We start from the raw sequence: 13,458 nt of genomic DNA on the forward strand, positions 1-13,458 counted from the left end.
AACTTTTGTGGCGCGCCTGGCAATCTGGCGCGCCTATTTGCGGTCGATGTCTGGCTGATCGGACATATCGACCAGCCAATGGCGGACCTGCTCCACCGCCTTGCCGCGCTTCTTGCGCGGCTCTGTCAGCAGATAAAACCCCTTATCCCCCTCAAGGACCTGATCTGTGACCTGCAAGAGTGTCCCGGCCTCCAGATCCCGCGCCACAAGGAACCGGGGCACCAGGGCAACCCCCTGACCAGAAATGGCTGCATCAATGGCCAGTGCGACCTGGTTAAGCCGCAGCCCTCGCCCGCTCTGTTCTTCGACCCCAATCTGTGCCAGAAACTGCGGCCACAAATCATGACCATCGTGCAGCTTGGACAGCTTTGCCAAAGCCGACGCCGATAGCGGCAAAGTCCCCGCAGCAGTCAAATTCGGCGAGGCCACCGCAATCACCTCCTGCCGAAACAGGCAGACCGCCTCCAGTGCGGCGCCAAAGGGAGGCGCCCCCTGCCGGATCGCCAGATTGATCCCTTCGCTATGAAAGCTGGAGAGCTTCTCCGTGGCCATGATCCTCAGATCGATCTCAGGATGACGCTCGGAAAAACTGGGGAGATTGGGGATCAGCCATTTTGCCGCAAAGGCCGGCGTGACGCTGATCAGCACTTTCTCCGGCTCTGGACGCAGCACCCCTGTGGCCGCGCGCAGCCCGTCAAAGCTGGTCGCCACCGCTGCATGGTAGCCACGGCCTGCACTGGTAAAGGCCAGCCCCTTGGCATGGCGCTCAAACAGCGGCATGCCCAAATGCGCCTCCAGCAGGCGCACCTGCTGCGCCACCGCACCCTGCGTTAGCCCCATCTCCTGGGCCGCCAGGCGAAAGTTCAAATATCGTCCCGCGACCTCAAAGGCCCGCAGCGCATTCAAAGGAGGGAGTGCTTCCATAAGCCGATAATATTTCTCCTGCCATTGAAGATCAATTCTGAATCGGAACCAACCATATAGGCGGGTAAAGTGAAATCAGCAAAAGATGGAGATCAAAATGTCTGTAGAAAAAGTAGCACTTATCACTGCAGGTGGCAGCGGCATGGGCGCCGATGCAGCCCGTCGCCTTGCTGCGGATGGGTTCAAGGTTGGCATTCTGTCCTCTTCGGGCAAGGGCAAAGCTTTGGGGGAAGAATTGGGCGGCTTTGGCATCACAGGCTCCAACCTCGACCCTGCAGCCCTGAAGGAGCTGGTGGATGGCGCCATGTCCCGCTGGGGGCGCATCGATGTCTTGGTGAATTCCGCAGGACACGGCCCCAAAGGCCCGGTGCTGGAAATCTCGGACGACGACTGGCACATGGGTATGGAGGTCTACCTGATGAATGTGATCCGCCCGACCCGGCTGGTGGCGCCAATCATGCAGGCCCAGGGCGGCGGCACCATCCTCAACATCTCAACCTTTGCCGCCTTTGAACCCGACCCGCTGTTCCCCACCTCCGCAATTTTCCGCGCCGGGCTGGCCGGGTTCACCAAACTCTTTGCCGATAAATACGGGGCCGAGAACCTGCGCATGAACAACATTCTGCCCGGCTTTATCGACAGCCTGCCCGAGACCGAAGACCGCAAGGCACGCATTCCGATGGGCCGTTATGGCCGCACCGAAGAGGTCTCCTCGTTGATCTCCTGGCTGGCCTCGGAGCAGGGAGGATACATGACCGCACAGAACCTGCGAGTGGATGGTGGCTTGACCCGCTCGGTCTGAATCCGTCTGACAACAGCCGCATCGATCTGGCGCGGTCCCACATGTTGGGCGGGACGGGGTGCTGTCCCGCCCTGCCCTTCGGGTGACGGGGCCTGCGTGTCGCACCCATTGGCACCAAGTTCCGCTTGTCCTCTCCCTAAGTTTCCTCAAAACTCACCCTATATTTTACAGGAGGATTTTGTGATGAAACTGGCAAAAACGCTCGCTGGAGCCGTTGCGGCACTCGCCCTTTCCGCTCCCTTGGCTGTGGCCGATGAATTGCTCGCCGATTACGTGGCCTTTATCGGGCGCGATGATCTGTACAACTCCAAAGGGGCGCGACTCAGCGAGCCATGGCAGATCCTGCGCCAGGATCGGGCGAATTTCCATCGTTTTGGCATTTCGCAGCCCGGCGATGAATGGGACCCCATTTTCAAGGATATGGGCAACCGTGCGATTATGGAGCGCATGGTGCAACGCGGAAACATCGAAGGATCCGCCGGACGTGGTATCGTGCAAGGCGGAGTCATGGTGCGGGTCAAGGTCTATGACAACGGCAGCCGCGACTATGTGCGTGTCACCGTCACCCGCTAGGGCTTTAGCTCCGGCGTCTGAAGCGCCACCAGTAGTAGATCAAGGCAGGCACCTCCCGCAGCCAGGATTTTATAACCCTGAACGCAGAAGTGCCGCTTTGGACTGGGCAGGACGCCTGAGCCAGAAACCCCAAATGGCGCGCCACCAGCAAGGCGCGCCATTTGTGGTAGCGATCTGTCACGATAACTATGAAAGGCTGCTCCAGCTTTGCCAGCAGCGGCTGGATATTTGCAAGGTTTTCATGAGTGGTGTGGGATTTATCCTCCAGCAGAATCGCCCCCGCAGGCACCCCGGCCTCACGGCAAATCTGCTGCATGACCTCTGCCTCGCTGGGAGGATGTTGCCCCAGCCCGCCGCAACAGATCACATGGCTGACTCTGCCCTGACGAAACAGTTCCGCCGCATGCAGGCTGCGCCGCCTCAGCGTCGGTGAGGGCTGCCCCCCTGGCCAGACAGCTGCCCCCAAAACAACGGCAACGCTCACCCGCCAAACTTCTTTTGCGACTTGCCCCGGTATGCCCGCGTACCCGCCTTGCCCGCGCTGGAGCGACCCCGCGATTTCACTGCCGCCTCAGAGGCTTTTTCCACTGCATATTGCCGCGCCATCGGATCGTCCGAGACTGCCAGATCCACCGCTTCCAAGCGCTTGACCTCATCACGCAGACGGGCGGCCTCTTCGAACTCCAGGTTCTCGGCTGCCTTGCGCATCTCGTCGCGCAGCCCGTTCAGATGGGCCTCCAGATTGGCCCCATGCATCGGTTTGTCGATATTGGCGGTGACGCGGTTCATATCCACATCGCCTTGATAAAGCCCGGCCAGAACATCCTCGACGTTCTTTTTCACCGTGGCGGGTGTAATGTCATGCTCCAGGTTATAGGCGATCTGTTTCTCACGGCGCCGGTTGGTTTCCCCCAAGGCGCGCTCCATCGAGCCGGTGATCTTGTCAGCATACATGATCACCCGGCCCTCGGCATTCCGCGCGGCGCGGCCAATGGTCTGCACCAATGACGTCTCCGAGCGCAGGAAGCCCTCTTTATCGGCGTCCAGAATGGCCACCAACCCGCATTCGGGGATATCCAGACCCTCGCGCAGCAAGTTGATGCCAATCAGCACATCAAAGGCACCAAGGCGCAGGTCGCGCAGGATCTCGATCCGTTCCAGCGTGTCGATGTCCGAGTGCATATAGCGCACCTTGATGCCCTGTTCGTGCAGGTATTCGGTCAGATCCTCCGCCATACGTTTGGTCAGCGTGGTAACCAGCGTACGCATGCCGTTTTCAGTGACTTTGCGCACCTCATCCAGCAGATCATCCACCTGCATTTTGACCGGGCGGATCTCGATCTCGGGCTCCAGCAGGCCTGTGGGGCGGATCACCTGTTCGGTGAACACACCGCCCGCCTGATCCATCTCCCAGGCGGCAGGGGTTGCCGAAACAAAGACCGATTGCGGCCGCATGGCATCCCATTCCTCGAATTTGAGCGGCCGGTTGTCCATACAGGAGGGCAGACGGAAACCATGTTCTGCCAGGGTCGATTTGCGCCGAAAGTCACCTTTGTACATGCCGCCAATCTGCGGCACCGAGACATGGCTTTCATCGGCAAAGACAATGGCATTGTCGGGGATGAATTCAAACAGGGTTGGCGGCGGCTCGCCGGGGCCGCGCCCGGTCAGATAGCGTGAATAGTTCTCGATGCCGTTGCAATGGCCGGTGGCCTCCAGCATCTCGATATCAAAGTTGCAACGCTGCTCCAAGCGCTGCGCCTCCAGCAGTTTACCCTCGCCATTGAATTGATCCAGGCGCCGCTTCAGCTCCTGCTTGATCGAGATAACCGCCTGATTGAGTGTCGGTTTTGGCGTCACATAGTGAGAGTTTGCATAGACCCGGATCTGCTCAAAAGCGCCGGTGCGCTCACCTGTCAGCGGGTCAAACTCGGTGATGGCTTCCAGTTCCTCGCCAAAGAAGGACAGCTTCCAAGCGCGATCTTCCAAGTGGGCCGGAAAGATCTCCAGCGTGTCACCGCGTACCCGAAACGAGCCACGCTGAAAGGCCTGATCGTTGCGCTTGTACTGCTGCGCCACCAGATCCGCCATCACCTGACGCTGGTCGTATTCTTCGCCGACTTTCAAATCCTGGGTCATCGCCGAATAGGTCTCAACAGACCCAATACCGTAAATACAGCTCACCGAGGCGATGATAATCACATCGTCACGTTCCAGCAGAGCCCGCGTCGCCGAGTGGCGCATCCGGTCGATCTGCTCGTTGATCTGGCTTTCCTTCTCGATGAAGGTATCCGAGCGCGCCACATAGGCCTCTGGCTGGTAATAGTCATAGAAGGAGACAAAATACTCGACCGCATTGTCCGGAAAGAAGCCTTTGAACTCCCCATAGAGCTGCGCGGCCAGGGTCTTGTTTGGCGCCAGAATAATCGCCGGACGCTGGGTTTCGGCAATCACCTTGGCCATGGTGAATGTCTTGCCGGTGCCGGTGGCGCCCAACAGCACCTGATTGCGCTCCCCTTCCTTCACGCCCGCGCTCAGTTCCGCAATTGCCGTGGGCTGATCGCCAGCTGGCGAAAACTCCGTATGCATGACAAATTCCTTGCCGCCCTCCAGCTTAGGGCGCTGCACGGCGTCGCGCTCAACCATGTGCTCAGACTGCTGTTCTGGCATCTTGGCGGCGGATTTGTCTGAATGGGCGTAGGGCATCCGGCTCTCCTGTGAGTCGTGCTGATTTTGGTCTGTTTTTGTTCTTGTTCAAGGGGCATTCGACGCAATTCTTGGACCCGGCCTGTTGCAGTGCTGCAAAACCTGTTGAATACGCCGGATTTGTCACCTTGTGGCAAAGGGCTATTCAGCGCATATATGACCCAAGTCGAGTCACGAGGAGAGCCCCCATGCGAGCGCGGATTTACCGGCCAGCCCGAAACGCCATGACATCCGGAATGGCCAAGACCCGAAAATGGGTTCTGGACTATGCGCAGGCAAGCGCTCGTGAAGTTGATCCTCTGATGGGCTGGACCTCCTCTTCCGATACCCAAAGTCAGGTGCGTCTGCGGTTTGACAGCAAAGAGGCAGCGCTGGAATATGCGCAGGACCATGGTATCGAGGCCGAAGTGGTCGAGCCAAAGGCGCGCAAGGCCAATATCCGCAATGGTGGCTATGGTGAAAACTTCGCCACCAACCGCCGCGTGCCCTGGACCCATTGAACCAAGTCTCTGCGATAGAGATCCGCCGCGCTGACCCCACCTGCCCCTCAGTCGCGCCGCTGATTGAGGGCAATCAAAGCCACGGCGCCGCCGAAACTGCTGCGGAAAGCGATCATACCTTTGGGGCTGCGGAGCTCGCCCAAAAGGATGTGCGTTTTTATGCGGCTTACCGGACAGGTAACTCTTCACAAGATGTCCCTTTGGGCTGCGGCGCTATCAAAACGCTGAGTGATGGCAGCGCCGAAGTAAAATCCGTGTTTGTCAGCGAGCAGGCGCGCGGTCAGGGCCTCGCCCGGCATCTGATGGATCATCTCGCCAACACGGCCAGAGCAGATGGTTTTACTGCCCTGGTGCTGGAAACCGGGTCACCGCTTTGCCCCGGCTATGACGCAGCCCGCGCTCTTTATGAGCGCCTCGGCTATAGCTATTGCGCCCCTTTTGATGGTTACAAAGAAGATCCGCTGAGCGTCTTCATGCGACTCCCGCTGACATCCGCCTCTTGACCGCCATAGGGTGCTCGCTGACCGCAGCGCCCTCTCCACTTGGATCTGTCACTTTCGTGCCGCCGCTAATGCTTGTTTAAGCCGTCTTCCGCTTGAAAGACAGGACTTTCCCAGACCAGTGCTGAGTGACGGCAGCGCGGATTGTAGACGCCGTTGATATACTCAAAGATCGCCATTTCAGCTTGCCATCTCGTTTCCCGTGACCGCCGCCCGGTCCGTTCGACCTTGATGACCTTGATGACCTTGATGAACCTGTCGACGGCAACGTTTCCGCAACAACTCACTTTGCCGCACATGGATGCTTTGACCCCATGTTGACACAGGGTTTCCCGGTAGCCATGAATGCAGCATTGTGACCCGCGATAGCCATCTTCGATGCCCGCATTGCAAGATCGCGCTTCTATAGCCGCTGCAGCATTGGTGATCTCAAACTGGAAAGGATCAAGATCAACAACTTCCGAGAAGCGGACATACCGTAGTTTTTGGAATTAACACTACGACTTATGTAGCGATTGAGGCGCGAACCTGGATCCCTGAAGCCTGTATTTATATGCGTTATCTATTAGTTAAATGAAACGATCAGAACACGTTCTCTCAAGGAGAAACGGCGCATAGACTTTGGATGTGCAACGAAGCACGTGACATCTTCAAGCATTGTAGCTGAACATTCGTTCTTCTGTGTATGCTCGTGTCAAAATCGACCCCTCTTAAATTCGGATGTTTTGCCTGCTTCTTGAATAAGGGAGGACGTCCAAGTGAATAAAGTTCTGAAAGCCAGCTCCATCGCGATTGCCGCTGCCCTTGCAGCTGGCGGAGTCAGCGCCGAAGTTAAGATCGGCGCGATTTTTGACCTAACTGGCGGGTTGAAAATTTACGGTATACAGCAAGGGAATGCGCTGGAACTTGCAGTTGAGAACATCAATGCGGCTGGTGGCGTGCTCGGCCAGGAGATCGAGATCGTCAGTTATGACTCCCAGTCAGAGCTGAGCAAATATACTCAATACGCCAATACGGCCGTACTGCGGGACGGCATTTCCGCCATGTTTGCAGGTCTGACCAGCTCATCGCGCGAAGCTATTCGGCCGATCTTTCGAAAAGCCAATATCCCCTACTTTTATTCGTCTCTCTACGGAATGTCATAAAACAATCTCCAACAAAAACTTTGTCCCTTTCTACCACGTCTAGCAACGAGAGAGAACATGACAAATCACCTCGGGCGGCAGGTCATTTCAGGTAAATCGGCCAAAACCCGCTACCCAAATTTCAAAAATGGAGAGATTTACATCCCTGCAACAATCCGCCCCTCGCCTCTGGCGCTAAGGGATTCGCCCCCCCTACCTCGGCTTAAGGTTCTGTTCTTGAGGCGGATCTGTTTAAGTTTTCTCGGCTTGGTTGAAACTTTGACTACGCAAATACCATGCCGCGGCAGCGGGCAAGAGAAACACCCGCCTTCGTCAAAGGCCACCCCAAGCCACCGTGATCAGATGAAAGGGTCATAGGCCCATTGCAACAGTGCCTGCCGCTGACGTGGACGGCACAGGATATCTCCGGGATAGCAATTGGCACGGATCTGACCTGCATGTCGGGCAAACCCACGCCACCGTTTTATCTGGATTTGATCCACTTCGACCAGACGGCGCCCCAGGTAATAGCGGCAATACCACTGAAACCATCCCCGCGGGTCAGGCCCGTAGATCCAGCCCTTTTCTTGCCAATGGCCCAAGGGTTGGCGGCTTTTGATGCCAAAATAGTTCTTCGTCACATCAGCGGTATCTGACAGTTTGGCCTCGGAAAACCAATGGCTCGGAAACTCTCGACGACAGTCGTTGAGGTATTTGCCTTCAAAGACCCCCAGCGCCAACATCTCTGATGGCGTATAAAACGGGGTGAAGCTGACATCGAAGTCTGCCCCCTCATTCGCCGTCAAACGATAGCTGTAGCCCTGCTGCATCCGGTCCGAGACATCAATCAACCTATCGCCCATCTCCGTCACTCCTCAAATGCCCCCGGCTCCAACTCTTGCCAAAAGGCGATGATCGCGCTGGCATTTAATGCCGATCGCCAGCCATGGGCGCGAAAGTTCTCACGCTCCAGATCATCTTCAAGACCGGCCATGAACAACTGTCGATCCGCATCCCGTTGGGTGGGGTTTCGTCGCGAAACCAGCTCCTCCACCAAATCGAGCTGCCGCGCCCGCCCTACCCTCTCAGCCTGACGCGCCGCGTAATCCGCCTCCTCTTTGGCACGATCAAGATTTCGCAACCGTGCCGCCTCAATCGCCTCGGGGCTGGGTTCCGCTTTCGCTGCGGGTTTCTGCGGTTGATAGTCATCCCGCAAAGCCGCTGACAGATAGCCAACCGAACTTTTGACCTGGGCCTGTTCTTCCATCAGCGACAGTTTTTGCTTCACATAGTCCTCGCCGTGTTCGGTGATCCATTGCCGCGCCAGGCGGTCAGAGACCCCCTGCCCCCGCAGCGCCTTATAAGTGGCCAGGTTGCGCATCCCGTCACTGTCATCAATTTGGAACATCGCCATCTGCGGATTGGATTTGATCAGGAATCGGATCTCGGTGACCGCCCTGCCCTTTTTCTGAAACTCCGGTGTGATGATGATGTCGGAACTCTTGTTCACCTCTGCCACCGCAGGTTTGATGATCTTGGCGTTCAGGTGCTTGAAGCTTTCATAATAGCTGGAGCCATCAACGCCCATCAACTTGCGAAAGGTCTCAAGACTCCACCACCCGGTCGAACGGGTGCGCACAAATCGGTAGCAATTCTCATAGAGCGCCAGCCCATGGCCTGAACTGAAATTGCGTTGGATGTGAACATTGATCAATGCGTAGATTTTGGGATCATGCAGCTTCTGCGCCAAGGCCGGTGAATAGGCATATTCGCAAACACCGTTCTTCAGCTTGGCAAAGGACAACAGGGAGGAGACCCCCCATTCCTGTCGCCCCTTTTCATCCAGCATATCCCATTCCGCCACGGTTTCCGCCAAGGCCCGCAGACTGGCGCGCAGAGTGTCAAAATCATTGGAATTGTAGCCAACGATCGTTGCAAGTGTGCGCGCGTCTATCGTGTGGCTCTGCGCGGTGGTCAGTGCGTCATAGGCATTGAGCAGCAGCACATTGGACAGCTTGCGCTGCAACAGGCTGAGCTTGCCGCTGATATGAATCGCCGCCACATTCTTTTTTACCGTTTCGCGCCGCAACGCGCCGGATAGGGAATCCATGTCGATCTGGGAATCACTCATGCCATTTGCCCGCTCGATTTTTTTGACATCATGTCATATAAGGTACCCAACGATCAATCGCTGTTAGGTTCCTGAACAAATTCCCAAAGGTACCCGTATACAGGAGAGGCTTGGAAAAATCATATCCACCGCGGATCAAGGCGCGACTCGCAGGTCTCAGAGTTTCGCCATATAGGACCAATCAACTCTGGCCCGCAACTGAGTCAGTTTAGGGCCTAACATGCCACTGAAGAGCCTAATATAGGCTCTAGCGCCATCCTGAGAATCGGTTCCCTTAATCCCGAAACAGGCACCCCTAAAACCCGCTTCTTGGTGCCCTGAAACCCGTATATTGGTACCTTTCATCCTGCTTTCCGGCACCCATCATCATCTAACTAGATGAAATTAAATCGTTTATCTGAAGCAAATACTTTAAATATACTAAAATACCTAAACCTATGTTGTGCCTAAGATTCTGATTTCATAGGGTTTCGTCGCGAAACTTGCCGAATTTGTTACGATTCAACAAATGCCAACTATCCATCCTGGAATGATTGCAAGATGTCCGCTAGTTTGCCAGACATACGCCAAACAGGCATACATGATATGAGGCAACGATATGAGCAAACCCACCTCACCTCCCCTGCCCCCCTATCTCAATCTGGACCCCAAGGCCGCCGCTAAGAAGCTGCCCGATCCTATAGGGACTGCGCGTTTTGCCAAGGCGGCAGCCTTTTGTGCAAAGGGACGGGAAGATCTTGCGCGGCGTGGCTATGCGCCGGATGGACAGAAACGGCTTCGCAAGTTTTCCACTTGGGAGATCACCAAGTACCTGATCCCCGTTGCACCCGCCCATTTGCGACGTGTTCTAAAAGCCAACCCTGATCTGCCTCAAGGCGAAGGCGAAGGGGGTTCAAAGTGGTTTACTCTGGAAGAGGTCCTCGCTCTACGGCAACACTTTGACAGCGAGGGAGTCAGCACCAAGGAATATGTCCCCTACCGACCAAAGGGTCTACCAGCCAAAGTGGTCTCGGTGGCCAATTTCAAAGGCGGCGTCGGCAAGACCTCGACGGCGGCACATCTGGCCATGTCGGCGGCGCTAGATGGTTACAAGGTACTGGTGATTGATCTCGACAGCCAGGGCTCGATGACCTCGATCATGGGGGGGAAGGTTGCGGATGAATGGCAGACCGTTTTCCCATTGGTGGCGAAAGATTACGCCAAGGCGGTGACGGCTGAGAACCAGGTTCGCGCAGCTGCTGGCCAGCCAGAGATCCCCCTTGATGAAACACTGCAAGAGGCGCTGAAGACAACACCAGAAGACGTCATTCAGAAAACCCACTGGCCCAATATCGATATCATCGGGGCGCAGCTCAATCTCTACTGGGCAGAGTTTCAGATCCCGGTTTGGCGCATGGGGCTGCGTAGCTGGCCGTTGTGGGACGGGCTGACCAACTTTCTGGAGGATGAGAACATCCTCGATCAATATGATGTGGTCTTTCTCGATACCCCCCCGGCGCTTGGCTATCTGACCATCAATGCGCTGGCTGCCGCCGATATTCTTTTGGTGCCTTTGGGGGCATCCTATTTGGAATTCGACTCTACAGGGCGCTTTTTTGACATGCTCTACACCACTTTCGCCTCCATTGAGGATGGTGAAAACGCTGCACAGCGCGCGGCGGGTTTACCGGAAATCAAGTTTGAATGGGATGTAGTGCGGGCCATCGTCACGCGGTTTGACGCCAGCCAGCAGACCGATATGGCCAATGTGATCCAGGCCTATTTTGGCGATTTCATGAACGCCTATCGGCAGGACTATACCGCCTTGGTTGGCCAGGCCGGCGAGCAGGTCAATGGCATCTATGAAGCCGATTACCGCGACTTCAACCGCGACACCTATGTGCGGGGGCGGGAGACCTTTGATCGCACCTATGCGGAATTCAAGGAACTACTGATCGGCTGCTGGTGGCGCGACGCAAATATGGGAGATGAAGACAATGGCTAAACGCAGAAGATTGATCGCCCCGGATGTCAGCGCGCTCGAGGAGCTGGAGGAAGGTTTCGCCGCGAAACCCTCGGCCAATCCGTTTGAGACCAAATCAGTGGTTCCGCCCATCGCTCAGGTCGCGGGTGAGACGGCCAGCCTGAACAGTATGACGGGGGTAACGGATCGCGTGGCTTTGGCCCGTGATCAGGGTGACGCTGCCCGCTGGCGTGAAGCCGAGCAGGACGGCCTGGTTGTTCAGATGCTGGCAATTGCTGATATCGATCAGGACTTCATCCGCCGCGACCGTCTGATTGAGGACGCCGAGGCCATGGCGGAGTTGCAGGCCTCGATCACGCAGAACGGGCTACGCGCGCCCATTGAGGTTGCCAGGACGGACGCGGGCTACGGGTTGATTTCGGGCTTTCGCCGCCTGCAAGCCTACCGCGCGTTGGTGGCTGAGTCAGAAAGCTTTGCTCAGATCCCTGCCTTTGTGCGCGAGGCTGGTGCGGGTCAGGCGGCCTATGTCTCGATGGTTGAAGAAAACGAGGTGCGCGCCAACCTGAGCCATTATGAGCGTGGCCGTATCGCAGTATTGGCCGCAGGGCAGGGGGTTTTTCCCACGGTTGAAGCTGCGGTTGATGCGCTTTTTGGAGCGGCCTCCAAGGCCAAACGCTCCAAAGTACGCAGCTTTGCCAAGGTGCACGAAGCCCTGGGGGATTTGCTTCAGTTTCCGACCGGGCTGACCGAGAAAGCCGGGCTGGCGCTGGCAACGGCGCTCCGCGATGGTTATCAAGGTCAGCTGCGTGAGGCTCTCGCCGGGGCCACGCCGGAGGATGCCAAATCAGAATGGGGCCTGCTGCAAAAAGCAGTGATGGGGGCCAGCACCGTCACGCGTGACAAATCACGTGGGGGACGCCCGCAGGAGATCACCCGAATTGCGAGCCGGGATCTGCCCAAGGGTGGCGCATTGAGCGCCGAAGTGTCCTCAGATGGACTGCGGATCGAGCTGAAGGGCAGGGTGATCAATGCTGATACTGCTGAGCAGATCCTGAAGATGATCGCCCGCCAAATCGGTTAAGCCCTTGGGCCGGGGCTGCTATTTCTGGTAGTAGTCCCGGAACCAGGTGACAAAACGGTCAATTCCATCGCGGAAATTTGTCTGTGGCTGATAGCCGGTCAATTTCTTCAACAGTGTTGCATCGGCCCAGGTGGCGGGCACATCGCCGATCTGCATCTCCATGTAGTTGCGGATCGCTTTCTTGCCGATGCTTGTTTCAATTGCGTCTATGAAATCCAGCAGGCGGACTTTCTCTGAATTGCCGATATTGACCACTCGGTAAGGCGCAACAGGGGAGAGGCTGTCGCCTTCCTCGATCTCATCCTTGCTCGCGGGGCGCTCAGGCACCACGCCGATCAGCAGGCGGATGCCGCGCACCAGATCATCGACATAGGTGAAATCGCGATACATCTCACCATGGTTATAGATATCGATGGGGCGCTCTTCCAGGATGGCATCGGCAAATTTGTAAAAGGCCAGGTCCGGGCGGCCCCAGGGGCCATAAACGGTAAAGAACCGGAACATGGTTGTCGGCAGATCCCAGAGATGCGCGTAGGAATGGCCCATGCTCTCGTTTGCCTTTTTGCTGGCGGCATAGATGGTGAGTGGCGCATCGGTGCGGTCCAGCTCGGTAAAGGGCATCACATCATTGCCGCCATAGACAGAGGAGGAAGAGGCCATCAGCAGGTGTTCGACCTTCAAACGCTTAGCAGCCTCCATCACATTGAAGGTGCCCATCACATTTGTTTCCAGATATGATCTAGGATTTTCAAGGCTGTAGCGCACACCAGCCTGACCCGCGAGATGGATGATCACCTCGGGTGCAAATGCGTCGGCCATAGCGTCAAAGGCCTGCGTATCCTCCAGCATGGCTTCGGTGGCGGTGAAATTGCCATGCTGCAACAGCATGGCGTGGCGGCGCTGTTTCAGGGCGACATCGTAGTATTCGGTCATGCCGTCAAAGCCATGTACACGAAAACCCTCATCCAGCAGCAGTTTTGCGAGGTGAAAGCCGATGAATCCGGCACTGCCGGTAACCAGAACGCGTTTCATGTGATGTCTTTGTCCTGCGTTCGTGATGCCAAAGGGGGTCTTTGGGGCATCAAGGCCTGACAGCCAGTCTGGGCTGCCCTATTGATATTTGCGTCCCTATAGCATGGCTTGAAACCCTGCGC

13 protein-coding genes and 1 pseudogene are annotated in these 13,458 nt (G+C 56.7%); 7 read left to right on the forward strand and 7 right to left on the reverse strand.

Annotated elements, in window-relative coordinates; translation table 11 throughout:
* Nucleotides 1-33: 33 nt before the first annotated feature.
* A complete protein-coding gene (locus tag ED661_RS21405) occupies nt 34-924 on the reverse strand; it encodes a LysR substrate-binding domain-containing protein (protein WP_122077172.1) in 891 nt (296 codons plus the stop codon).
* A gap of 97 nt (nt 925-1,021) precedes the next feature.
* On the opposite strand from ED661_RS21405, the gene ED661_RS21410 reads away from it, so the two are divergent.
* Nucleotides 1,022-1,726 carry an SDR family oxidoreductase gene (locus ED661_RS21410; RefSeq protein WP_122077354.1) on the forward strand — a complete coding sequence of 235 codons (705 nt, stop codon included), beginning with the start codon at nt 1,022-1,024 and terminating at the stop codon, nt 1,724-1,726.
* 183 nt (nt 1,727-1,909) lie between these two features.
* Nucleotides 1,910-2,299 (forward strand): hypothetical protein, encoded by a 390-nt coding sequence (locus ED661_RS21415; protein WP_122077175.1) that lies wholly within the window; start codon nt 1,910-1,912, stop codon nt 2,297-2,299.
* Nucleotides 2,300-2,303: 4 nt separating this feature from the next.
* Here ED661_RS21415 and ED661_RS21420 read toward each other — a convergent pair whose 3' ends face one another.
* Together ED661_RS21420 and uvrB are read right to left on the reverse strand one after the other, a co-directional pair.
* The gene (locus ED661_RS21420) at nt 2,304-2,783 is read right to left on the reverse strand and encodes a YdcF family protein (RefSeq protein WP_122077177.1); all 480 of its coding nucleotides are present in this window, start codon (nt 2,781-2,783) and stop codon (nt 2,304-2,306) included.
* Complete coding sequence (gene uvrB, locus ED661_RS21425; protein WP_122077180.1) at nt 2,780-5,005, reverse strand: excinuclease ABC subunit UvrB; 2,226 nt, start codon at nt 5,003-5,005, stop codon at nt 2,780-2,782. Before uvrB ends, ED661_RS21420 begins: the two co-directional genes overlap by 4 nt.
* A 188-nt stretch (nt 5,006-5,193) precedes the next feature.
* Between uvrB and ED661_RS21430 the strand changes: the two genes are divergently transcribed.
* Nucleotides 5,194-5,505: an ETC complex I subunit gene (locus tag ED661_RS21430; protein WP_122077183.1), complete on the forward strand. Its 312-nt coding sequence runs from the start codon at nt 5,194-5,196 to the stop codon at nt 5,503-5,505.
* Complete coding sequence (locus ED661_RS21435; protein WP_122077186.1) at nt 5,502-6,008, forward strand: GNAT family N-acetyltransferase; 507 nt, start codon at nt 5,502-5,504, stop codon at nt 6,006-6,008. Before ED661_RS21430 ends, ED661_RS21435 begins: the two co-directional genes overlap by 4 nt.
* Nucleotides 6,009-6,084: 76 nt before the next feature.
* Here ED661_RS21435 and ED661_RS22310 read toward each other — a convergent pair.
* Nucleotides 6,085-6,370: pseudogene (locus tag ED661_RS22310) on the reverse strand (IS3 family transposase); the annotation flags it as partial.
* A 393-nt stretch (nt 6,371-6,763) separates the two neighbouring features.
* Between ED661_RS22310 and ED661_RS21445 the strand changes: the two are divergent.
* Nucleotides 6,764-7,150: an ABC transporter substrate-binding protein gene (locus ED661_RS21445; protein ID WP_254054917.1), complete on the forward strand. Its 387-nt coding sequence runs from the start codon at nt 6,764-6,766 to the stop codon at nt 7,148-7,150.
* A gap of 338 nt (nt 7,151-7,488) precedes the next feature.
* Here ED661_RS21445 and ED661_RS21450 read toward each other — a convergent pair whose 3' ends face one another.
* A complete protein-coding gene (locus tag ED661_RS21450) occupies nt 7,489-7,992 on the reverse strand; it encodes a hypothetical protein (RefSeq protein WP_122077191.1) in 504 nt (167 codons plus the stop codon).
* A 5-nt stretch (nt 7,993-7,997) separates the two neighbouring features.
* On the reverse strand, nt 7,998-9,260 hold the full coding sequence (locus ED661_RS21455) for a replication initiation protein (protein ID WP_122077193.1): 1,263 nt from the start codon (nt 9,258-9,260) through the stop codon (nt 7,998-8,000).
* Between the two features lie 598 nt (nt 9,261-9,858).
* Here ED661_RS21455 and ED661_RS21465 point away from each other — a divergent pair.
* Nucleotides 9,859-11,244: an AAA family ATPase gene (locus tag ED661_RS21465; protein ID WP_122077198.1), complete on the forward strand. Its 1,386-nt coding sequence runs from the start codon at nt 9,859-9,861 to the stop codon at nt 11,242-11,244.
* On the forward strand, nt 11,237-12,304 hold the full coding sequence (locus ED661_RS21470; protein ID WP_122077200.1) for a ParB N-terminal domain-containing protein: 1,068 nt from the start codon (nt 11,237-11,239) through the stop codon (nt 12,302-12,304). Before ED661_RS21465 ends, ED661_RS21470 begins: the two co-directional genes overlap by 8 nt.
* Nucleotides 12,305-12,322: 18 nt before the next feature.
* On the opposite strand, the gene ED661_RS21475 is transcribed toward ED661_RS21470, so the two are convergent.
* Nucleotides 12,323-13,336, reverse strand: a complete 1,014-nt coding sequence (locus ED661_RS21475) for an NAD-dependent epimerase/dehydratase family protein (protein ID WP_122077203.1) — start codon at nt 13,334-13,336, stop codon at nt 12,323-12,325.
* Nucleotides 13,337-13,458: the final 122 nt, after the last annotated feature.

The organism is Pseudophaeobacter sp. EL27 (assembly GCF_900313025.1).
Taxonomy (GTDB): Bacteria; Pseudomonadota; Alphaproteobacteria; order Rhodobacterales; family Rhodobacteraceae; genus Pseudophaeobacter.

Excerpts from the sequence above, each read along its gene's own strand:
- ED661_RS21410 (WP_122077354.1), top strand. The coding sequence starts at position 1,022 with ATGTCTGTAGAAAAAGTAGCACTTATCACTGCAGGTGGCAGCGGCATG.
- ED661_RS21455 (WP_122077193.1), bottom strand. The coding sequence starts at position 9,260 with ATGAGTGATTCCCAGATCGACATGGATTCCCTATCCGGCGCGTTGCGG.
- ED661_RS21430 (WP_122077183.1), top strand. The coding sequence starts at position 5,194 with ATGCGAGCGCGGATTTACCGGCCAGCCCGAAACGCCATGACATCCGGA.
- uvrB (WP_122077180.1), bottom strand. The coding sequence starts at position 5,005 with ATGCCCTACGCCCATTCAGACAAATCCGCCGCCAAGATGCCAGAACAG.
- ED661_RS21415 (WP_122077175.1), top strand. The coding sequence starts at position 1,910 with ATGAAACTGGCAAAAACGCTCGCTGGAGCCGTTGCGGCACTCGCCCTT.
- ED661_RS21465 (WP_122077198.1), top strand. The coding sequence starts at position 9,859 with ATGAGCAAACCCACCTCACCTCCCCTGCCCCCCTATCTCAATCTGGAC.
- ED661_RS21450 (WP_122077191.1), bottom strand. The coding sequence starts at position 7,992 with ATGGGCGATAGGTTGATTGATGTCTCGGACCGGATGCAGCAGGGCTAC.
- ED661_RS21405 (WP_122077172.1), bottom strand. The coding sequence starts at position 924 with ATGGAAGCACTCCCTCCTTTGAATGCGCTGCGGGCCTTTGAGGTCGCG.
- ED661_RS21475 (WP_122077203.1), bottom strand. The coding sequence starts at position 13,336 with ATGAAACGCGTTCTGGTTACCGGCAGTGCCGGATTCATCGGCTTTCAC.
- ED661_RS21470 (WP_122077200.1), top strand. The coding sequence starts at position 11,237 with ATGGCTAAACGCAGAAGATTGATCGCCCCGGATGTCAGCGCGCTCGAG.